This window comes from uncultured Roseibium sp. (assembly GCF_947494555.1).
GTDB lineage: Bacteria > Pseudomonadota > Alphaproteobacteria > Rhizobiales > Stappiaceae > Roseibium.
The window spans coordinates 765,279-787,383 of record NZ_CANLVF010000002.1; the positions used below are offsets into that span (position 1 = coordinate 765,279).

The 22,105-nt window shown below is 55.9% G+C and carries 18 protein-coding genes and 1 tRNA gene; 11 read left to right on the forward strand and 8 right to left on the reverse strand.

Going from position 1 to position 22,105, the window contains the following annotated elements:
* Positions 1-71 precede the first annotated feature (71 nt).
* Positions 72-2,531, reverse strand: a complete 2,460-nt coding sequence (locus Q0915_RS12000; RefSeq protein ID WP_299471705.1) for an exopolysaccharide transport family protein — start codon at positions 2,529-2,531, stop codon at positions 72-74.
* A gap of 196 nt (positions 2,532-2,727) precedes the next feature.
* On the opposite strand from Q0915_RS12000, the gene Q0915_RS12005 reads away from it, so the two are divergent.
* The 7 genes from Q0915_RS12005 to Q0915_RS12035 all read left to right on the forward strand — a co-directional run bounded on the left by Q0915_RS12005 (position 2,728) and on the right by Q0915_RS12035 (position 11,115).
* Entirely contained in the window at positions 2,728-3,285 is a 558-nt protein-coding gene (locus tag Q0915_RS12005) for a polysaccharide biosynthesis/export family protein (protein WP_299471707.1), read from the forward strand.
* 105 nt (positions 3,286-3,390) lie between these two features.
* Positions 3,391-4,620, forward strand: coding sequence for a glycosyltransferase (locus Q0915_RS12010; RefSeq protein ID WP_299471709.1), 1,230 nt, complete (start codon positions 3,391-3,393; stop codon positions 4,618-4,620).
* Positions 4,620-6,224, forward strand: coding sequence for an undecaprenyl-phosphate glucose phosphotransferase (locus Q0915_RS12015; RefSeq protein WP_299471711.1), 1,605 nt, complete (start codon positions 4,620-4,622; stop codon positions 6,222-6,224). The genes Q0915_RS12010 and Q0915_RS12015 overlap by 1 nt, the downstream gene beginning before the upstream one ends.
* A complete protein-coding gene (locus Q0915_RS12020; RefSeq protein ID WP_299471713.1) occupies positions 6,221-7,528 on the forward strand; it encodes an O-antigen ligase family protein in 1,308 nt (435 codons plus the stop codon). Before Q0915_RS12015 ends, Q0915_RS12020 begins: the two co-directional genes overlap by 4 nt.
* A 26-nt stretch (positions 7,529-7,554) precedes the next feature.
* Positions 7,555-7,631: transfer RNA gene (locus Q0915_RS12025), tRNA-Pro, on the forward strand.
* Between the two features lie 137 nt (positions 7,632-7,768).
* A complete protein-coding gene (locus Q0915_RS12030) occupies positions 7,769-9,652 on the forward strand; it encodes an adenylate/guanylate cyclase domain-containing protein (RefSeq protein WP_299471715.1) in 1,884 nt (627 codons plus the stop codon).
* A 503-nt stretch (positions 9,653-10,155) separates the two neighbouring features.
* Positions 10,156-11,115, forward strand: a complete 960-nt coding sequence (locus tag Q0915_RS12035) for a LysR family transcriptional regulator (RefSeq protein WP_299471717.1) — start codon at positions 10,156-10,158, stop codon at positions 11,113-11,115.
* Positions 11,116-11,481: 366 nt separating this feature from the next.
* Here the strand turns inward: Q0915_RS12035 and Q0915_RS12040 are convergent, their stop codons facing one another.
* Positions 11,482-12,090, reverse strand: a complete 609-nt coding sequence (locus Q0915_RS12040; RefSeq protein ID WP_299471719.1) for a VPLPA-CTERM sorting domain-containing protein — start codon at positions 12,088-12,090, stop codon at positions 11,482-11,484.
* 734 nt (positions 12,091-12,824) lie between these two features.
* On the opposite strand from Q0915_RS12040, the gene Q0915_RS12045 reads away from it, so the two are divergent.
* Positions 12,825-13,337, forward strand: a complete 513-nt coding sequence (locus tag Q0915_RS12045; RefSeq protein ID WP_299471721.1) for a hypothetical protein — start codon at positions 12,825-12,827, stop codon at positions 13,335-13,337.
* Here Q0915_RS12045 and Q0915_RS12050 read toward each other — a convergent pair.
* On the reverse strand, positions 13,258-13,968 hold the full coding sequence (locus Q0915_RS12050; protein ID WP_299471723.1) for a hypothetical protein: 711 nt from the start codon (positions 13,966-13,968) through the stop codon (positions 13,258-13,260). The genes Q0915_RS12045 and Q0915_RS12050 overlap by 80 nt on opposite strands.
* A 511-nt stretch (positions 13,969-14,479) precedes the next feature.
* Positions 14,480-14,668 (reverse strand): hypothetical protein, encoded by a 189-nt coding sequence (locus Q0915_RS12055; RefSeq protein WP_299471725.1) that lies wholly within the window; start codon positions 14,666-14,668, stop codon positions 14,480-14,482.
* A 272-nt stretch (positions 14,669-14,940) separates the two neighbouring features.
* Here Q0915_RS12055 and Q0915_RS12060 point away from each other — a divergent pair, with 272 nt between their 5' ends.
* The 3 genes from Q0915_RS12060 to Q0915_RS12070 all read left to right on the forward strand — a co-directional run bounded on the left by Q0915_RS12060 (position 14,941) and on the right by Q0915_RS12070 (position 18,914).
* Complete coding sequence (locus Q0915_RS12060; RefSeq protein ID WP_299471727.1) at positions 14,941-16,176, forward strand: cytochrome P450; 1,236 nt, start codon at positions 14,941-14,943, stop codon at positions 16,174-16,176.
* A gap of 46 nt (positions 16,177-16,222) precedes the next feature.
* Positions 16,223-17,422 (forward strand): glycerophosphodiester phosphodiesterase family protein, encoded by a 1,200-nt coding sequence (locus tag Q0915_RS12065; RefSeq protein WP_299471729.1) that lies wholly within the window; start codon positions 16,223-16,225, stop codon positions 17,420-17,422.
* Positions 17,423-17,603: 181 nt separating this feature from the next.
* The gene (locus tag Q0915_RS12070) at positions 17,604-18,914 is read left to right on the forward strand and encodes a hypothetical protein (protein ID WP_299471731.1); all 1,311 of its coding nucleotides are present in this window, start codon (positions 17,604-17,606) and stop codon (positions 18,912-18,914) included.
* A 12-nt stretch (positions 18,915-18,926) separates the two neighbouring features.
* Here the strand turns inward: Q0915_RS12070 and Q0915_RS12075 are convergent, their stop codons facing one another.
* From Q0915_RS12075 to plsX, 4 genes are all read right to left on the reverse strand, one after another.
* Entirely contained in the window at positions 18,927-19,511 is a 585-nt protein-coding gene (locus Q0915_RS12075) for a MerR family transcriptional regulator (RefSeq protein WP_299471733.1), read from the reverse strand.
* A gap of 10 nt (positions 19,512-19,521) precedes the next feature.
* The gene (locus Q0915_RS12080; RefSeq protein WP_023003819.1) at positions 19,522-19,836 is read right to left on the reverse strand and encodes an integration host factor subunit alpha; all 315 of its coding nucleotides are present in this window, start codon (positions 19,834-19,836) and stop codon (positions 19,522-19,524) included.
* 143 nt (positions 19,837-19,979) lie between these two features.
* On the reverse strand, positions 19,980-20,957 hold the full coding sequence (locus Q0915_RS12085) for a beta-ketoacyl-ACP synthase III (RefSeq protein WP_299471735.1): 978 nt from the start codon (positions 20,955-20,957) through the stop codon (positions 19,980-19,982).
* On the reverse strand, positions 20,954-22,018 hold the full coding sequence (gene plsX, locus Q0915_RS12090; RefSeq protein WP_299471737.1) for a phosphate acyltransferase PlsX: 1,065 nt from the start codon (positions 22,016-22,018) through the stop codon (positions 20,954-20,956). The genes Q0915_RS12085 and plsX overlap by 4 nt, the downstream gene beginning before the upstream one ends.
* Between the last annotated feature and the right edge of the window lie 87 nt (positions 22,019-22,105).

Genomic DNA, 22,105 nt, shown 5'->3' on the forward strand with positions numbered 1-22,105 from the left:
AAAGGTCCGTGCCGGTACTTTGTTTCGGCAGAGCAGCGAAAGTGATCAGGATCTGAAGAGACAACACCCGCTTATGCGGCGTGGCCGTCTCCGTTGCGGCGCGGATCGGGGCTCATATCCCCTGCGATCAACACTTCCACGCGCGCACCGGTGTTGTGGGCCAACAGGTTGGCTGCGCTTTGGAGTTCGTGACTGTGATCGGGCGCGCTTGCGGCGATGAACACTCTGTCGGCAAAACTCAACATGCGGGCGCTGGCAAGCGAACCGTCGATCGCGCCCAGATCCACCACAACGGCTTCGTAAGTCGAGCGGATGGCGTCCAGGGCGAGCTTGAAACGGTCCGAATTGACCATGTCGTCAGTGATCGTATACCGGCCCGCCTCGATAATATGCGCCTTTGACACCGCATCGCGGTAAACCACCTTGGCAAACGGCATGCGTCCTGACACGACGTCGGAAAACCCTTCTGCGCCTCGTTCATTCGCCTGATCGGGAAAGACTTCAACGACCAGCGAGGATTTGCCGCTCTTGGATGCCTTGCGTGCAAGTTCAAAAGCCAATTCATGCGACAACGCTTCGTCGTCGACACTCAGGACAACGATGCGCCCGTTCACGTCAATATCCTTGGAGAAGGTCGCCTTCTGACTTTTCTTCCACGGAACGCGTGGTACTTTCTCACTTAAAGGCTGCGGTTCCGATGCGGGCTTGGTTGCCCGCTCCTCTTCTCGTGCGGACGCCGGGACATCTTCGTTCCCGCGCAGGCTGCCAAGCCAATCCGGCGCGACATCCTTGTCATAGTTCCTGTAGACATCATCCAACGACCGGCGCCTGGTTTCCTTTGACGGCGCTGATCCGTCTTCCTCATCATCAATCTCAGGCAGCGAACGTACGTCGGGTTCGCGAGCTTCTTCGGGATGCGGGTGCCTTGCCGGGTCTTTCAGGTCGGTGCCGAATGCATAGTTAGCAGATGCCACGCCGTAGCCCTGATGCCAGCCAAGTGGCTCCCTGGGGCTCAAGCTGCCGGCTGAAACGGGGGCGCTTTGTTGGAAATCCGGATTGGAAACCGGCGGGTCTTCACTGCGCCGGCTGCGCATCCCGGAAGCCTGAGGAGCTCTTGCCGAACCCGCATTGTAGAGCGCTTCGCCGGACAGAAACGCCTTCATGATGACGAAGGCACATCCCAAAATGAATGTCACGAGAGCCGCGATGATCGTGCTTGGTATGATCTTGGGCGCATATGGTTCCACGGGCACGCTTGCTCTGGAAATAATGCGGGCGTCTGCCGGAAGAACCTGCGCGCGAAGGCGCGAATCGGCTTCCTGAAAACTGAGCATGAGCTGGTCGAGCTGTGCGGCCTTCGCATTGGCCTCGCGCTCAAGTTCATTCAGACGCGCCTGGTCAGCATTGGATCTGGCCGCAGCAACCTTCAACTCTTCAAGACGGGCCTCCAGCGCAAGAGCCTGCTGATTGGCAACTTTTGCGTCGCTCTCGAGCCCCTGGAGGATCTTGCCGGCTTCCGACCGGATCTGCCGGTTGTAATCGTTCAGCTGAGACTGCAGCGATCTCAATTGCGGATGGTTCGGCAACAAGGTGATCGACAGTTCGGCAATATTCGACTGAATTTCGACCTGACGTTCCCGCAGTCTTTGTATCAGCGTAGAATTGAGAACATCGCTCGCCGTTTCCAATGAACCACCGGAATTGAGCAGTTCGCGCAAGAGGTCCGCCTTGGCCTGTGCCTCCGCTTTGGACGCCTGCGCCGCCGAGTAATCGCTGCTCGTCTCTGCAAGCTGTTGCTGGTTCAAGGGGATGTTGTCAGCGCCGATCAGAAGGTCCGCGCGCGCGCGGAAATCAGCAACGGCTTGTCGCGCCGCCTGCACTTCCTTGCGCAATTCCACAATTTGCGGCTCAAGTGCTGCGGACGCCAGTTCGGTGGTCTGCCTCTTGGCGCTCGATTGAAGTGCAAGATATTCATCGACAATTGTGTTGGCGACCTTGGCAGCCAGAACAGGATTTTGCGCGGAATAATCAACTGCGATCACCCTCGAGCCTTCAAGGCGATAGATATCCAGGTTCTCATAGAAATGCTTGAGGACCCGCTCTTCCTCGCTATTGCCGGCCGTGTCGCTTCTCAAACCGACATATGCGAGCAGATCTCCGATCAGAGAGCCATCACCTTTGGCATCGAATTCGGGAATGGCCGCAAGATTGAGTTTGTTTGAAACACGGCGCGCCAGATCCGCGGACATGAGCAGCTGCACCTGACTGGCGACGCCCTCAGCATCCAGAAGCGCCCTTTCCTCTTCGATGCCGCGCGAACCACCCGGAAACTTGTTGTCTGTGCTTTCGATCAGGACCCGGGCTTCACCCATATATTTTGGGGCAACAAACTGGAGACCCAGAAATACGGCCGCAGCGACAATCAGCGTGAGCGGCAACAACCAGCCAAGCGAACGTCCAATGGCACGGAACAGACCTCCAAGGTCCAGCGCCATGTCGTCATCGGGATAGGTCTGCCGCTCAGCGTTCATTGCGTTTTGTCTCCACGTTCCGGCAAACTATGTCGAATTAGGGTAAGCGATCGGTTAAGCAATTGACAATTCCATGTTTGTCACCGTTAATATTTGCCTTTGGAGCCGCTACGTTCCTTTTCCGGTCTGAAAACGCTCTTCACCCTCAATTAACCATAACACGCGATGCTGTTACGGAATTGTAGGAGAGTCGTTGATGCGAACGAAAGCGCTTCTGGTCCTGGGTCTTTGCCTGGGCCTTGCTGCTTGCAGCGGGTACAGACAGCCACCGACCGCGTTTCATGAAACGCTGACCCAGCCTTATCGCTTGGATTCAAGTGACCGGCTGCGCATTATCGTGTTCGGTCAGGAAGACCTCTCAAACACCTATGTCGTTGATCAGGCAGGGTATATCTCCTTTCCTCTCGTTGGTAGCGTGGCCGCCCGGGGGCAAACGCAACAGGGTCTCGCCTCGGAGATTGGCGCCAAATTGCGGCAAGGATATATCCGCAATCCCGATGTCTCGGTCGAAGTGGACACTTACAGACCCATCTTCATCATGGGTGAAGTGCAAGATGCAGGCCAGTATAACTACGTTGCGGGCATGACGGTTCAAAATGCCATTGCCACGGCCGGTGGCTTCAGCACCCGGGCCCAGCAGACCAATGTCGACATCACCCGTCAGATTAATGGTGAAATTCTAAACGGGCGTGTTCCCATTTCGGACCCTGTTCGCCCAGGCGACACGATTTACGTTCGGGAACGCTACTTCTAAACCTCCGTAAATTAACTGGGGACTCATCTCCCTTTGCTAGTGTGCAGCCTTAGTGCTCCACGGGTTCAAAAAGAAACCCGGGGGTAAAAACAGGGAAACTGCACCATGACAACGACCCCAATGCGGATCGTGCATTGTGTCCGGTCGCCTATTGGCGGAATATTTCGTCATATCCGCGATCTTGCGACTGCTCAGACGGAAGCAGGACATGATGTCGGCGTGATCTGCGACAGCAGTACGGGCAGCACATTCGACAACAGGTTAGTGGAAGAGCTCAAATCCACTCTTTCTCTCGGCCTGGAACGCTTTCCAATGCAGCGTCAGCTGACTTTTCAGGATCTGTCCGCGACGCATGCCCTCTATAGACATGTAAGGGACCTGCGCCCCGATATCTTGCACGGGCATGGTGCAAAGGGTGGTGCGTACGCACGCCTTATCGGATCCGTATTAAGGTTGCGCGGCAACAGGACTGCACGCGTCTACTGCCCTCACGGCGGCAGCCTGCATTACGATCCCAATCGGTTCGAGGGGCGTGTCTACCACACGCTTGAACGTATCCTCGGCCGTCTGACCGACGGCATCGTCTTTGTTTCCGACTACGAAGCTGCCGCCTATGAGAGCAAGGTCGGCCGCCCGAGAGCGAAGACGCGTATGGTCTATAATGGATTGACCCCGAGCGAGTTCAAACCGGTCGAGGTCGGTCCGGATGCCGGCGATTTCCTTTACATCGGCATGCTCCGCGACCTGAAGGGCACGGATCTGTTCATCGAGGCGCTCTACAACATCCGCCTCAAGACTGGCACGGCTCCGAGCGCGCATATCGTGGGTGAAGGCCCGGACGAGGAAAAGTACCGCCGCATGGTCGGCATGCTCGGTTTGGACAAAGCCGTCACATTTCATGGCGCCCTGCCAGCACCCGAGGCTTTCCATCTTGGCAAAACCATTGTCGTGCCGTCCCGCGCCGAGGCAATGCCCTACATCGTTCTGGAAACCGTCGCGGCTCAACGTCCGCTGATCGCGACGCGCGTCGGCGGCATCCCGGAGATATTCGGCCGATATGCCGACCGCCTGATCGAACCGGGAAACATCGGCAAGCTGACCGTTGCGATGGAAAATGCCCTGGTGGACCCGGCACAAATGACCGCCGATGCCAGGGAATTGGGCAGTTGCCTGGCCGAGACTTTCTCCGTCGAACTCATGAGCGATCGCATCACGACACTCTATCAGGAGCTGAAGGGCCTCAAAACGGCGGAAACATCCCCTGCGGGGGCAACTGCTGCTGCCGGGGGACTTTCACGAAACCAGTCCGTATACGCCAGATCGAGCAACCGATAATGAGCAACGCCGCTTTCAAACCCACCGAGATTGTCGGCCCCGCTCCGGAAGGCAAAACAGGCGTGGACCTGCGACACAACATGGAAAAACATTTCCGGCACAGCGTTCACGACGCTATCGGTCCGCAGAATTTCCATACATTGTCGCAGGCCGGCAACGGTCTTTCCGCCGGCGCGGTACAGATTGCACAAAGTCTTGGCGGAAAGGGCGTTTCCGTCCCCGTCCTGACAGGTTTGGTGCGTTTGACCGATATTCTGCTGATCGTCATCGCAGCAGTGGCCGCGCTGGTTGGAGGCGCAGACAGCGTTGCGAGCTGGGCGCATGTTCTGGTCACAGGTGCCGCCATACTGTTCACCCTCGCCTTTTTTCAGGCCGCAGACGTTTATCAGGTCGCGGTCATGCGTCAGGGCTTGTCGCAATTGGGGCGCGTGGCGGCCGGCTGGACGCTCGTCTTCGCCATGCTTGCGCTCTTGCGCTCAACGACCGGGATCGGATCGGGTTTGTCGGATACCTGGATCGGCGCATGGTTCGCGCTTGGACTTGCCGGATTTTGCCTGTCCCGCTTTACCGTGTATTCCCTCGTCAGGCACTGGATGAACAGCGGACGCCTGGAGCGCCGTGCCATCATTGTCGGAGGGGGAACAGCGGCAGCAGAGCTGATCCACGAGCTGGAAGCGCAACCCGACAACGACATCCGCATCTGCGGCATTTTCGATGACCGGAACAACGACCGCTCGCCGCCCGTTGTGGCGGGTTACCCGAAGCTTGGGAACATCAGTGATCTGGTGGAATTTGCCCGGCTTGCCCGTATCGACATGCTGATCGTCTGCATTCCTCTGCGCGCCGAGCAAAGGGTGCTTGAACTCTTGAAGAAACTCTGGATCCTGCCGGTCGACATCCGCCTTTCCGCTCACACCGACAAGGTCAGGTTCCGCAACCGCGGCGCATCGTTCATTGGAACTGTCCCGTTTGTCGACGTCGTTGAAAAGCCGATTGCAAACTGGGACATGGTCGGCAAGCGCATCTTCGACCTGCTGTTTGCCTCACTTGCGATCGTGACCCTTTTCCCGGTGATGATTGCGGCAGCGATCGCCATCAAACTCAACAGCAAGGGGCCGGTTCTTTTCCGCCAGAAGCGCTACGGCTTCAATAACGAGATTATCGATGTCCTGAAATTCCGGTCCATGTATACCGAAATGGCGGATCCGGACGCAAAGCAGGTCGTGACGAAGGGCGACCCGCGTGTAACCCGGGTCGGGCGCTTTATCCGCAAGACATCCATCGACGAACTGCCGCAGCTCTTCAACGTGCTGGCCGGCAGCCTGTCGCTGGTCGGTCCCCGGCCGCATGCCGTCAACGCCCACACGGACAACACGACCTGGGATGACGTCGTTGACGGATACTTCGCTCGGCACAAGGTCAAGCCGGGCGTAACCGGCTGGGCGCAGATCAACGGTTGGCGCGGTGAAGTGGACACGCAGGAAAAGATCCAGAAGCGCGTTGAGTGCGATGTCTACTACATTGAAAACTGGTCGATCCTGTTTGACCTGAAAATCCTGCTCCTGACACCGTTTCGCCTGCTCAATACGGAGAACGCCTATTGAGTATCGCGGGCGGACATTTTGGCGATGCGCGTCTGCATGCGCCAATCGGTCTGCCGGTCAAAAGCCTGGGCAACAGCGCACTGTGGCTTGCGGCCTTTCTGTCTGGGTTCGTGATTGAGGAACCGGCACCCTACGAACTCTATATGGTGCTGCTGTCCGTCGTCTGGCTCGCCTGCGGCCTCAAGCTTCGCAGGGAATTCGGGCCGCTTGTCATCTGCCTTATTCTCTACATCACCGGCGGAATCGCCTCGATCCCCATTGCCAAGGACATTGGCGATGCCTCCATGTACATGGCGGTTTCGGGCTTCCTCGCGATCACCGCTATCTTCTATGCGGCCATCCTGGCGGACGACCCGGGCCGCTTTCGCATCATTCAAAACGGCTACACCATCAGCGCGGTGTTGGTCTCTTCAATCGGTATAGCGGGCTATTTCAACCTGTTTCCGGGCGCTGAATATTTCACGCTTTATGACAGGGCGCGTGGCACCTTCCAGGACCCGAACGTTTTCGGACCGTTTCTTGTTCTGCCGACGCTGCTGATTATCCGAAAACTCCTCAACGACTCGGTTCTGAAGAACCTGGTTCTGCTGGTGCCGCTCACGATCCTCCTGCTTGGGATTTTCCTCAGCTTTTCCAGAGGTGCCTGGGGCGTGCTTTTTGCCGGCGTGCTGGTTGTCTATTTCCTTGCCCTGGTTACGGAACATAGCAACCGGCGCAGGTTACGGCTGGTGATGCTCGGCATTACCGGCGTTCTGGCCATACTCGCCCTTTTGGCAGCCGCGCTTTCAATCGACACGGTCGCGGACATGTTTGAACAGCGGGCGCGCCTGGTTCAGGACTATGACAGCTCCCGTCTTGGCCGTTTTGCACGCTACGCCCTCGGGTTTCAGCTGGTGATGGAGCACCCGCTCGGCCTTGGACCGCTCGGCTTTCGAAATTACTTCCCGGAAGACACCCACAACGTTTACCTGAAGGGCTTCACGACCTATGGCTGGCTGGGCGGGGCAACCTATGTCGCACTGGCGATCTGGACGCTTGCCGCCATGTTCCCCCTTCTTTTCAAGTCGCGGCCCTGGACGGGTTTTCTCCAATGTGTCTTCGCGGTTTTTGTGGCTCATCTGATCCTGTCGGTGGTCATCGACACTGACCGCTGGCGGCACATGTACATGCTTTACGGACTTGCCTGGGGCATGATCGCGACGGACAGGCTCGAACGACGACGGCGCCTTGCCGCCGAGGGCCATCAAAATACGGATGGCTGGGTAAACCCGGCTCCGGGTGCAACAAGCCGCTTGCGCTCTTAATGTGAACAAGCTAGGTAGGACCCGTTCGGGCAGTAGCGCAGCCTGGTAGCGCACTTCACTGGGGGTGAAGGGGTCGTCGGTTCAAATCCGGCCTGCCCGACCAACAAATTCAGCAGCAACGAGTAAAAATCTCCTGTTGCTTGACAGATCGAACACCCCTTCCCGCTCTTGCAAAGGCCCAGTCAGGCCAATAGCTTCGACGGTAAGCGCCGAGAGCAAGCGCTCGTCGTGGGGCGACGAATGGGGCCGATGAAACCGCTTTCAAGATTTTCCATAACCGTCAGTCTGTTCACGGTAACCTTGAGCGTCGCGCTCGCACTTGCGGCGACGATCATCTCCTATACCCACTATGCCAACCGGGAGACGGCCCTGACGGCGGGGCGTGAGCTGATGGAACGGTCCGCCGAAGTCGTGCGGCTCCAGACCGCGTCCCTGATCGAACCGATCAACGCCATCGCGCGATATTCAGGTGACTGGCTTGACGTCAACGTCGACCCCAAGGCAAGTGGCCACCCGGCACGCAAACGGCTGATCTCGTTTCTTTCCGCCATGCCGCAGATTGCAAACATCTATATCGGCTACGAAGACGGCAGCAACTATCTGGTCGGTGCCACCCGCACCCTGCCCGAGGCACGCCTTGAAGAAATGGGAGCGCCGGAGGGAACCGTTTTCCGCGAGCAAGTCATCTTGAGGGGCGACCGGTCACGTCCGGTCCAGATCGACCGCTTTCTGGACGAGAACAGTGTCACGCTTCATACAAACTCGAACGAGGACGAAGTCTTGTACGATCCGCGTGAGCGGCCATGGTACAAGCAGGCCATCGACAGCCCCCTGGTGGAGCGCACGGACGTTTATCTGTTCACAGGCTCGAAAAGGCCGGGACTGACTGTCAGCAAAAGACATCCGCGCGGCGTCGTCGGCGTCGACATTACGCTATCCGACCTCAGTTCGTTTCTGGATTCAGAACCTCAGGCGAAAACCGGTGTACTGGCGATCATCAGCCACGAGGGCACTCTGCTCGCGCACTCTTCGCTGAAGGACAGCCCAGATGGCGGTGACAGATACGCCGCCCTCGCAGCCCTTCAGGATCAGGTTCGAAACCCGGATCGCGACACGATCAAGACCGTCGAGGTAAGCGGCCATCCCTGGATGACGCACATTTCCGCAATCGGGCTCGGAGCAGGTGAACGTGAAAATCTGGCAATTGCCCTGCCTTCACACGAAGTGATCGGTGAAATCACGAAGGCTTCGAGACGAACGATCCTGGTGTCCGCTCTCATCGCACTGTGTAGCATTCCCCTCATCTGGCTTGTTTCTCGCTCGCTGTCGCGCCCGCTCAAGACGCTGGCAAAGGGCACACAACGCATCCGGAACTTTGACCTCGACAGGCCGTTTTCGCAGTCCTCTGTCGTCAACGAGGTGTTCCAGCTGGAAACCGCCCTCGACCAGATGCGGACGTCGCTCCTGACCTTCGGCAGATATGTACCGAAGGCCCTCGTTCAGCAGATGATCAAGCGGCAGGAGACGCCCGAACCTGGTGGCGAGAAACGGGACGTTACCGTCCTATTCATGGATATCGAGAACTTCACCGCCATGTCGTCGAAGCTTCCGCCTGAAGAGGTTATGAACAGGATGTCGCGGTATTTCGAGGTCGTTACACAAACGCTTCTGGAGCACGAAGCAACGATCGACAAATTTATCGGCGACGCGGTCATGGCGTTCTGGAACGCTCCGAACCTTGTGGAAGATCACCCGGTGAAAGCCTGCCGCGCTGCGCTTGCGGTGATCGAGGCCTGCAAAGCTGAAACGGATTCCTGGTCAGACGAGGACATCCTGCCACTGCGCACCCGCATCGGCCTACACGCCGGAGAGGCCATTGTCGGCAACGTGGGCAGTTCGGACCGTCTGAACTACACGGCCCTTGGAGACACGGTCAACTTTGCCTCAAGGCTCGAGGGCCTCAACCGGGACAAGAAAACCAGCATCCTGATCAGCGCCGAATTGGCGACCCGGGTCGAGGGCCGTATCAAGGTCCGATCGGCGGGAGAAGCGCAGATCAAGGGGTATGAAGACGCCATAGAAGTTTTCGAACTTTTGCCGGAAGACAATAACGTCGAGGCCTAGACCAGATGTTTCGTCTCCGTTGCAACAGGCATTCGACCGGTCACTGGCGACCGGGAAGACCTGCCGGCTCTGAAAGATAATAGTCGACGCACGCAGAAACGGCCAATTGGTCTTACGCAGCCCGATGCTCCTGTCCTTCCGGTCCGTGAAGGCTTGCGGGCATGTTTTCCGCCGGTTTTCCTCGAAAAAACGACTACGAAAAACCGGATGACTTTGCAGTTTCTGCGTCGGGATACTTGCGACTGACCAATCTGATTTGACCTGAAAAAATACTCTCTGCGTCTCGGAACCGAACGGGTCCTTGGCAGCTGCACGTACCGGTTTCTGCATGCAATGCTTCCGGCAAGTGTTTCAATTGTATCGAAAGAAGCTGCGCGGCCTTTACAATTGAAACAGAGCGCGAAAACCGCGTGAAACATTCCTCATTCATATTCAGCGTGTCGGCAACAAGGCTGGCGATCGAATCTTGGCAGGTAAGGCCACTTGAGCCGAAGCCAGAAAAGATGAGCGGATTGAATGATCCGTGCCGAGTGCGCTTCGGACGCTACGTTCCGATCGAACTGAATAAAGACATTGGCGAAGCGAAATTTCTGCATAGAGGCATCGGTATGGATTTGAACTGGGACGATATTCGCATTCTTCTCGCCTTGGTACGCGCCGGTTCTTTGAAGCGCGCGTCGCAAGTTCTGCAGATCGATCAATCCACTGTTGGACGCAGGTTATCGTCCTTGGAGAGTTCACTTGGAGCCACTCTCTTCCTCCGTTCAAAGTCCGGCATCATACCAACAGAGACAGGCCAAAAAATCATTGCAGATGCTTTGGAAATCGAGCGAAGAACGGACCGGATTGTCCAGGCCGCTTCCTCAAAAGGGAATGAGCCGATCGGAGAGATCTGCATCCTCGGCGAGCAATGGATCCTACAATTTATCGCGGCTCACTTTCTTCCCTCGCTTGTGGCGTCCTATCCCAAATTGACGGTCCGGCTGGTTTCCAAACCCGAAGGCATTTCGTCCAGAACCGCTGCAACGGTTTCCCTCTGGTTCGAGGACCCGCCCCAAGTCGGGGAGTTCGCCATCAAGTTGGTTGAGGTTCCATTTGCTCTTTATGTCAAGCAAGGCATAAACGAGCGCGACACAGAATGGGTTGCGGCGCGCGATATACACACGACCCGCAGGGCACCAATGGTGCTGACTGATAAATTAAGAAAGCGCGATGAGCCTGTGCGCATCCTCGCGGACGATCTGGGAATGGTTGAAGCCTGCATTCAAAGAGGGCTTGGCAAGGGAGTTCTTCCTGTGTGCCTCGCCAATCAAAACAGCGAGCTCGCAAGAGCCGGAGGAAAAGAAGCCGAGGTATCGCGCCAACTGCATCTGCACGCGCATCCTGACACTGTCCAGTCCCATCGTGTACAGACGATCATACGACGGCTGCGCGAGGATGCCAGCGCACTCTTTGCCGCGTGAGCTGACAGCATTCTCTCGCCCGGGGCGGCACTAGTCATCATTATTGCCGTGTTCTTCCCATAGCATTCCAGGGTGGGAACCGGTTTTTCTGGCGCATGCGAAGCCGCAAGCTCGCACATGAATTTCAGTTGTATTTGAAACACCCAACTGTGCGAGGGACGGTCTCTTCAGTCTTTTTCGGGCAGAATAAAAACCAGCTAATTTGGGTGAACAGCAATCGTTCGGTTTCATACATCCGCCATTGGCTCTTAGGTTCCTCTCGTGACAATGAACTTTGCCAGAGCCTTTGGCTGCGTTTGCACAAACGAAATACCCCGCCAACCAAGGTCCGGAAGGCGGGGTTTGTTAATCCTTGAAGTCAGGAATTTAGGCCTGAGTGCGCCGTCGGCGCAGGAGAGCCAGGCCACCAAGGCCTGTCGCAAGGAGCAGAACTCCGGCAGGCAACGGAACTGGCGTGACGCGTACGGCATCAATGTCGAAGCCGCCGGTCGATCTGCCGCGCTCAGGGGATGTGTCCTTGATGCGAACCGTGTCGAATGTGCCATCGAGCAGGATCGGAAGAATCCCACCGCCCTGGGCGGCTGCATTTGAAATGATCCCGATCGATGTAAAGGAAACGCCGTCCCCGACCAGGACTTCCGCGCTTTCCGGCCAGTTGGTTACGGTGCCGAAAGTGATTTCGAACAATTTGACGCTCGTGTCGAACAAGGTGCCGAAGGTCAGGTCGACATAGCTACCAAAGCCAATTTCAAAGAACTTGGTGTCTGCAGACCCCAGAGCGTTCTCGGCGTTGTCGCGGTCGTTAGAACTTCCGCGCGCAGCATTCTTGTCGAATGTGATCGTCGTCGCGTAGCCATTATTGAAGCCACCGGCCCCGACGGTCTGCCAATCGGCAGCCGCGGGCAAAGCACTTGCTGCTGCGCTGCTCGCAAGAAGGAGTGCGGCTGCTATCGCGGTGCGCGCATGTCCAAGCATGTTTGTTCTCTTTCTTTGTTCAACCAATGCGGGCCCCCGACACCGCCCTCGTATCTTGTTCGCTGACCGGGTGTCAATCACATTTAGGCTTCATTAACCATGGTGCGCGCGCTTTTTGGTTGCTTGGTTAACTTTAGGGACAATTTTTGCGTGTCTCAGCTCGCTCCTAATCCCAATTGCAATGCGCCCGGAAACGACCGGTGGCTCGTACGCGAAGAGGACGCGCCCGCTTCCGGTTCCCTATCCCTGTAAAGTTTTGGTACGGAGCGTCGGATATCGAGAGATTGAAGATCATGTTGAAATCGCAACGGATGCCACCGATTGAGAGCGTGAAACCTGCTCCTGTCAGGCGGCCCACAGACGAATAGCGTATTGACCATTCCCGGAACCAAGGCGATAGGCTCGCGGTTCGCCTTTGAAAACAACCCGCCACGATGGGAAGGCCGCGCGGCGTTCTGCTGAAACTGGATCCGCACACTTGTTGCGTAGCGAGCGTCGTGTGATGTCCGAACAGATTGACGGTATGTCGACATACAGGCGTTTCTGCAGGACGAAGTTGTTGCTATTTTAACGGATATGGAAAAGCAGGTATAATATCAGATAGTTTGTTCGGTTGTAATTGAAGGGTAAGATGCAAACTCGAACTGACAGGACTTTGCACCCGGCGCCTGAACCGGGGTCATTCTCAATTGTCACAGGAGCGTGGAACGCCTGTGGCAACTGGAGGACAGTTGATGCACATTAAACGCGTTGATCCGGCGAACATGAAAGGGCTGGCGGGTCAGCACATACAGGAACTTGAGGCATATCTGCGGTCTTCGGAGGCGACGTTCCGTCCCGACATGCCGCAGTTCCATCGCGTGGTCTTTACCTCAATCCAGGCGATGGGCGATCATATTCCGCAGATCGGATATGTCGGCAAGAACAGCTACATCAAGGAAGTGATGGAAGGACAGTTCGGAAGCGACTTTGCCTCCGCAATTCGAAACCAGGATCCGGAGTTTGACCAGGCAGTTGCAGGCGGGTTTGCAAGAGCGGCCCAGGGCGACCGGGTTTTCGAACTGGTGGAGATGGAAGTGACGCCTCCCGGAGCGCTTACCAACATTCCGGTGAGCTACTATCGCTTGATCGAACGGCTTTGGCTCGGCACGCCCCAACCCGTCCTTGTCAATCTGACGCTTCCGACGGCTGCCCAGTTTCATGAGCATCTATTTTTGCAAGATAGAGCACGTCAGACGGCCAGTTAAACAAGAACATATCGTCCTGTTCGCGGTCTTCCGGAGGATTGACCCATCTGGTTGCATATGGGTAGCGATGGAAGGCTCCGTAAATGTCACCCAGTGATTTTTGCACCCTGTTTGCGCGCGCGAGACCGACGCATGCGTTCGCCTCCTGCCAGGTGGCCAGACCCAGGTAGAGGTTCATCCGCGCAATCAGCGCAAGGCGTTCGAGCGACAGGCGCGCCGAACCGAAGCCTTTGACGTTGAGCGCATCGCCGGAATAGACCACCTTTCCCTGGATCTCTTTCATCGGCGGACAGATCCAGGACATGTCGACCTCATAGTCGGCACCGTAAATCCTGGCCAGTTGAACCCGATGATATTCCAGATAGCTCATGCCGCCCGTGTCGAACAGCTGACTGCAGTAGAACGAAACAGGCTCGTCATTCGCGAAGGCGACATGGCAAAAGCCATTGTGCCCGTTGAAATCAAAAAACCGGGTCTGGAAGAAGGGGGTCACGTCTTTGCCGCATGCTTCGAGTGCGGGAATGACCTCGCTGAAATCGCGAAGCACGCGCACGGAACAGCCGAGCGCATAGAGCCGGGCACGGCACGCTGAGTACGCATTAAACAATGTCGAAACGTTTTCAGGTCCCAAGGAACCCCCCAACTACGATTTGCCAAAAGTCCGAATAGATGCGGTCAGCGAGAAATGGACAGGATGATCTTCCGACCGGTCCCAAGCAACCCGGTCACCGGAAGCCCTTCCCGTCAACCAAAGGACTGTTCCAGGCCTTAGCGAACAGTATTATTCGCTATTAGTTGTTTTGCCTAGAAAAAATCGTCAAATTTACCATAAATTGAAGCTTATATGGGAAACACAAACCATCCAATTCCAGTAAAATTTTAATTAAAAATTGTAAAAGCAAAACAAACAATCGACACACCCCACTCAAGCGGAGGCAACACAACTATTTCAACCTGCAATGTACTCGAAATATTGAGTCCACGCACGCTCTAAAGTCGAATAGACATCGTTCTATTAAGCTTTTTTAGAATGCAATCGAAATCATGGTAAACCCGACGCAGGGGAACTTGGCGACTTCGTAAGGCTAGCGGAAGCGTTTTCGAGCAAAGTGACAGGCTGACGGTCCTTTCTAACTTTCTGATCACGCTGCCTGGTGAGCCTTTTGTCTGACCTTTCCAATAAATTCAGACAACCAGGAGATCTCCTTCAGGTAGACTTCCATGCTCAGGGACGCCAATTCCATCAACAAGTCCTGAGGATCAGGATTGTCAAATCCGGTTTCCTTCAGAAACGTATCGTATTCTTCACTGAATGCTTCCGGCACTTGCATTTCAGCCTCATGCACGCTTGTTTCAATTTCGTTTGTGCCGCGTTTTGGCGACGACCCGCCCTATCGTTACGGTTTGCCGCAGGAACCAGGTATCGTCAGTTTTTGCCTTTCCTCGTTATCCTCAACGGCTTTGCTCCCGGGATCGCAAAACGTGTTAATTTGCAGAAAAAAGCAGATTGCTGCCTCACTGCCCTTGAACTTTCTCAACGAAAAACGCGACGCTGATGAGAATCACGATTTTAAATCATCATACGTCCGTCCAAGAGCCCTGAATGAGTCCGTCCACACACCAAGTGTTCAATCCTTTGTCAGAATCTTTTGCGAGAGATCCTCACGTGCACTATGCGGCCTTGCGAGCGCAGCCGGGGCTGACCTACTTTCAGCATTTCGATGTGTGGCTGGCCGCCCGCTTCGATGATGTTTCTGAAATTGTCATGCATGACAAGATGGTCCGGTCGATGGAACATATTGCAAGCGCTGACGAGATTGCCCGCCAGAAGAGAGCGGGAAACTGGCATGACATGCCGCACCACAGCCGATTTGTGCAATTTTCCCTTCTCGACAGCGACGGCGACGTTCACGACCGATTACGCAAGCAGGTGTTCAAGCTGTTCACCCCGGTCATGGTCAACAAACTGCGTGACGACATTCAGACCTATGTTGACGGACTGATCGATCAATTGGCGGACAGACCGCAAATCGATTTTGTGGAGGATCTGGCAGCGCATGTTCCCGGCCACATTATCGGCCGCATCCTAGGTGTGCCCGATGAAGACTGCCCGCAATTGCGCGTCTGGTCTGAGAACATTGTCCAGTTTTTCGACATCGAGCGTTCAGACGAACGAAAAATGCTGGCGGAAAAGAATACCACGGAGTTCTACCGGTATCTCCTGGAGCTCAAAGCCAATCGCGAGAGATCGCCAAAAGACGATCTGCTTTCTCTGATGATCGATGCGGAGCGGCAGGGTCACATGTCCTACGACGAACTTTTTTCGACCGCAATGCTGATCCTGATGGCCGGACACGGATCGACAATAGATGTCCTTGGAAGCGGCATGCATGCCCTGTTGAAGTTTCCATCCGAAATGCAAAGATTGCGCGTCGATCCAAGCCTGATGAAGACGGCTGTCCAGGAGATGTTCCGCTATGAATCGCCCCTTCCCTTCTTTCATCGCTATTGCACCGAAGATGTCGAAATCTGCGGCACCGATTTTCCGCGGGGCACAAAGTTCGGTGTCCTCTACGGCTCGGCGAACCGCGACCCCAAGCAGTTTCCAGATGCTGACAGGTTCGATGTCGGGCGATCGCCCAACTGGCATATCGCCTTCGGACGCGGCGCTCACTTCTGTCTCGGCAACCATCTGGCTCGCCTCGACATGGACATCATCTTCACGACACTGTTGAAGCGCTTCACTGCCCTCGATCTCTCTGACGAAAATGTCCGCTACAAGAGAGGACTTTCCGTAAGAGGGCCGGAATCGCTTCAGATCAGCTGGCGAATGAACTGACCAGCGCTATCTCATGTCAATGACGCAACCAACATCCGGGTTTCCAATGCGCCAGTTTACAATTCCGTTCCTCACAGTGTTCTGCATTGCTCCAGCCGTGTCGTTGGCCGACACGATCGAGCTTGGTCCACGTCCGGCCTACCTTGTCAGCCAGATGGAGGAAAGCAGCTTGAAACAAAAGCTTCAGAGCTGCATTGGCCAGCCGGCTGAACGCACCTTGTTTTCCATCGGGCATCGCGGCGCCCCGTTGCAGTTTCCCGAGCACACCGAAGAAGGATACCGGGCTGGAGCGCTCATGGGCGCGGGCATACTGGAATGCGACGTGACCTTTACAAAGGACAAGGAACTGGTCTGCCGACACTCGCAAAATGACCTGCATACCACGACAGACATTTTGGTAACCGAACTTGCCGGCAAATGCACAGCCGGTTTCACACCCGCCAGCGGAGGCGCACAGGCGTCAGCCGAGTGCCGCACATCTGACCTGACACTCGACGAGTTCAGGGCTCTGAACGGCAAGATGGATAGCGCAAACAAGAACGCTCAAAGCATAGACGCTTACATGAAGGGAACGGCGCCCTGGCGCACTGAGCTCTACGGCAAGACCGGTACCTTGATGACCCACAAGGAGTCCATTGCTCTATTCAAGGAACTCGGCGCAAAATTCACTCCAGAGCTGAAGGCGCCCAAAGTGGCCATGCCGTTCGACGGTTTCACACAGGCAGACTATGCTCAGAAGCTCATCGATGACTACAAAGCGATGGACATCCCGCCGGCGGATGTCTTTGCACAGTCCTTCAACCTCGACGACGTTCTCTACTGGATTGAAAACGAACCGGAGTTCGGCCAGCAGGCTGTTTTTCTCGATGGGCGCCGAAACCTTGATCCTCTCGATCCGGCTACATTTGAACCGTCAATGGCCGAATTGAAAGAGATGGGCGTAAACTACATAGCGCCGCCGCTGTTTGTGCTCTTGACAGTTGAAGACGGCGAGATCGTCCCCTCGCCCTACGCGAAGGCGGCAAAATCGGCCGGACTCAATATCATCACCTGGACACTTGAACGCTCTGGTCCGCTTCACGAAGGTGGTGGCTGGTATTATCAAACGGTCGGCGATGTGATCGACAGCGATGGCAAAATGCTTGAAGTTGTTGATGTACTTGCAACAGACGTCGGTGTTACCGGCATCTTTTCGGACTGGCCGGCAACCACGAGCTTTTACGCAAGCTGCATGGGATTGGAGTAACGGCTGCCCCGTTTGACCGCAGGCTGCAACACAAGGCAAATATCCTGATTTTTGCTAATACCTTGTTCACCGGTTTTGTTTACCCTTGCGGAAGTTTGAAATCGAATTTGCGGTCAATGAATTGAAGATACACACTCTTGAGAGCATAGACTGCCAGATCCTCTGTCGGCAGTTTAGACCCTTGAGCGATGAGACGCTCCAGGACGCCGTGATATCGGCAGCCCGCGCTGCCGGTCTGGATGCCGACGATTGCGAAGTGCTGGATGCAACGGCAACACATGACATTTCAATGCGTTGCGATCTCTATCAGATATCCGTCACGCAATCTGTGCCTTTTGCCGAAGATGATTATCTTCAGGTCGCCCTCGATACATTCTCCCTGGAAAGTGCCATTAGCGGACCTCCCAGCGTTGACGAATCCATTTCAGCATGCACGCACATCTCGGTTCAGAAAGTCGCCCCAGCCTCCGGCACGGAACCGGAATCCGGCGTTTTTGATACCGGCACGGCCAGGTCCGGTTTCAACACGTCCGAAGAAGCCATGCATGCAATGGCACTTGCGAAGTCCATCGCCTTGCTTGTTGTTGATGAAACAGAAGCAGAATCAGTCTTCTGGGGCCCGAGTACATTTTTGCTGAGCATCGCTGATTTCAAACGTCTCGCGACTTCAGGCGATCCGCTGCTTCTTTACCTGCACTGCCACGTCTATCCGGAATTCGACAAGGTGAGCGGCAGGGAACGAACGGGGGTCGTTGCTTCCGGTGCGCAATGGCTGATCGGATACAACGTCGCTTTTCAGCCGTCAAATCGTCCGGCGGAATACCTGGTCGAGAAACTCTATGACTTCGTTCGGCTCACGCTAAAGTCCGGCGGAAAGCCGGAAGACGGCGTAGTTTTTGAAAAAGAAGACGGTGACAAGACGAAAGTCGGCATTCATGCGGCGGACGGGACGGGACCGGACAAGATAGAGTTGAGCGTGATGGAAACCCCGGACATCGCAGCCCATGTCGATAGGCCCGCGGACCTTCGCAACTGGCTGACACCGGACATGAAGGACATGGGCTTCGACGCACGCGAGGACGAGGGCAAAGAGCTTGATCCGGAAGACCCGGTCGATGCAGCTATCCTGGAGCGCCTGGCGGAACTGAACGCGGAAAACACGGCTCCCGAAACCGAAGAGCAGGCGCCGGTCGAGTTCGTAGAGGTGCCTGTCGGAATTGTCCCGGAACCAAAGACGGAAACATTAGAAGAAACCGATTTGAGCAGCACCGCACTTCAAGGGGCTGAAGCCGAGATACCAGCCGAAACAGTTACGGCTCAGGCAGCAGAGCCGGCCAACCGTCCGCGTCCCCATAGACGGCCGTCACAAAAAATGTCCATGGCTGAATTGCGGGACTTTGCCAGAGAAGCGCAGGTTGCCACTCAAAACCGCGACGTCGACACGAAAAAACGCGGCCTCATCGGGAAGATGTTCAACAAGAAGTCCGGGTGACGGAAGGCGTCGTTAACGCGCCTGATCCAGTGTCCGCTTGCACTCAAGAAGCTCGAACAGAGTTGCCTGCAATCGGCGTATGTCTTCTTTTGAGACTGCAGACTTGCCAACGGCAGGACTGGAGGCAGATTTGTCGCCCCGCAGCCTGTTCAGGATATTCAGCCCACCAGATGAAGTCGGTACGCTGTCCTCTTCGCTCGTTTCAGGCAGGACACCTTTCGGCAAGGCTTCCTCGGTCGCGCTCGCCGCAGTCGAAATCTCGACAACCGCAACACCTTCGTCATTGTTTTGCGTTATCGCCTGCAGCGGCGATGCGTCTTCGCGCCAAATCTGGGTGACAAACCGTTGTCCCTGCTCCTTGAGAATCCGCTGCACGCCTTTGATCGTGTAGCCCTCGCCATAGAGCAGATGCCGTATTCCCTTGAGGAGCTCAACGTCATCCGGCCGATAGTATCGCCGTCCTCCGCCGCGTTTGAGCGGCTTTATCTGTGAAAAACGTGTCTCCCAGAACCGAAGCACGTGCTGCGGCAAGTCCAGATCCTCTGCGACTTCGCTGATCGTTCTAAAGGCGTCCGGGCTTTTTTCTTGTGAACTCATCCGGTCTATTTTATTTGCTGGCCTGACCAGTCAGCGCATCATTGATCCGCTGTTTCAACACGTTAGATGGTTTGAAAACCATCACTCTCCTGGGTGAAATCGGCACTTCCTCACCCGTCTTCGGATTGCGGCCGATACGCTCACCCTTGGAGCGGACCACAAATGAACCGAAGCTTGACAATTTTACCGATTCTCCGGTGACAAGACAGTCTGAAATTTCAGAAAGTACACGTTCAACCAATTCAGATGACTCGGTCCGTGATAAGCCGACCTTTTGATAAACGGCTTCACACAGATCCGCACGGGTAATAGTCCGATTGCCCATAACCCCTCCACAACGACGCCAACGATCTGGCTGATTTTGCAAGAGAACTCCAACGCAGGTCCCTACGGTATTGCCTCACGGCGAGCCGGTCAACCGGAACTCGGCATCAAGATAATATTTGTCGGCAAAGGTGGTCGCAGCTGTTACCAGCGCAGGAGAACCGATCCCCAGGTAAATCCGCCGCCCATGGCCTCCAACATCACGAGATCGTTCTTTTTGACACGTCCGTCCCTGATCGCGGTATCGAGAGCGAGAGGGATTGATGCTGCTGAGGTGTTGCCGTGCGATTGAACCGTTGTCACCACCTTTTCAGGTGCAATACCAAGTTTCTTTGCGCTTGCATCAATAATGCGCTTGTTGGCCTGATGCGGAACAAACCAGTCCAGATCGTCTGAGGTCAGGCCGGTCGCTTCGTAAGCGTCTTCGATGACATCCGTGATCATGCCGACGGCGTGTTTGAAGACCTCACGGCCTTCCATGCGCAAATGCCCGACGGTCTGGGTCGCCGACGGCCCGCCGTCGACATACAGCTTTTCCTTGTGCCGTCCATCAGAACGCAGATGCGAAGTGAGAACACCCCTGTCTTTGTTCGTCCCGGCGCTTTCTGACCTTTCCACGATCAGGGCACCTGCCCCATCACCGAAGAGCACGCAGGTGGTCCGGTCCTCCCAGTCCAATATGCGCGAGAAGGTTTCCGCTCCAATGACGAGACATCGATTCGACAAGCCGGTTCGAATGTATGCGTCGGCTGTCGTGAGCGCATAGACAAATCCGGAGCAGACTGCCTGTACATCGAACGCGCAGCCATGGGTAATCCCAAGGTTCGCCTGCACAGTCACGGCGGTGGCCGGGAATGTATTGTCGGGCGTCGCCGTTGCGAGAATGATCGTGTCGATGTCGGAAGCGTCTCTGCCCGCATCCTGAAGAGCTCTTTGGGCAGCTTCAAGAGCGAGGTCAGATGTCACCTGGCCTTCGGCCGCAATGTGGCGTTGCTCAATACCCGTGCGCTGGACAATCCATTCATCGGACGTGTCCACCATCTTGGCAAGATCGTTATTGGTCAGAACTTTCTCCGGCAGAAAACTGCCGCAGCCGGTCACGATAGAACGGATTACGCTCACAAATCACCTTCCGATGTCGGCGCGGCTTCTGCGAAGCGGCCACGATGGTAATGCACAAGATCCTGGGCGATCTTGTGGGTCAGTTCATTTTTCACCATGTCATAGGCCAGATCGATCGCGGAGGCATAGCCTTCAGCATCCGTTCCCCCATGGCTTTTGATCACAATGCCGTTCAGTCCCAGGAAAACGCCTCCATTGACTTTGCGCGGGTCCATTTTTTCACGCAGGAGGTCGAAAGCTCCCTTGGCAAACAGGTAACCTATTCTGGACATGAATGTTCGGTTCATTGCAGACCGCAAATAGCTGCCGATCTGTTTGGCCGTGCCTTCAGCGGTTTTCAGCGCGATGTTGCCCGCAAATCCCTCGGTGACCACGACATCGACCGTTCCCTTGCCAAGGTCGTCGCCTTCGACGAAGCCCGCATAGTCAAGTGATCTGAGCGGCGTCTCGCGCAGCAGGCGGCCGGCGGTGCGAACCTCTTCCAGTCCCTTGACTTCCTCGACACCTATATTGAGCAACCCGACACTTGGCCGCTGCACTCCGAAGAGCGCGCGCGCCATCGCGCCGCCAAGAATGGCAAAATCGATAAGTTGCTGCGCATCAGCGCCAATGGTCGCGCCGACGTCAAGAACCACTGATTCTCCGCGCGTCGTCGGCCAGATGGCTGCAATCGCAGGACGCTCGATGTTGGCCATCGTCCGCAGACAGAACTTGGACATCGCCATCATTGCGCCGGTGTTTCCGGCCGACACCGCAACAGAAGCGTCGCCGGATTTGACCGCCTCAATCGAGCGCCACATGCTCGAACGCCATCTTCCCTGCCGCAGAGCCTGGCTCGGCTTGGTGTCCATAGCGATGGATACTTCGCAATGATGGAGCACCGAGGCGTCTCTTACACGCGGGTACTGTTCCAGAAGCGGGCGCACAACGTTTTCGTTGCCATAGAGAAGGAAGCGAATGTCCGGGTGGCGTACGAGCGCGATTTCCGCTCCGGGAATGACAACATCGGCCCCGTTATCGCCGCCCATGGCATCCAAGGAAATCGGAATTGTTTTCGCCATTCAGAAGGTCTTTTAACGTTTCACATTCAAGAACGCACCAGCTGGTGCACCCAAAGGAGTTGCGCCCTTTCGGCAGGGGCCCGGATC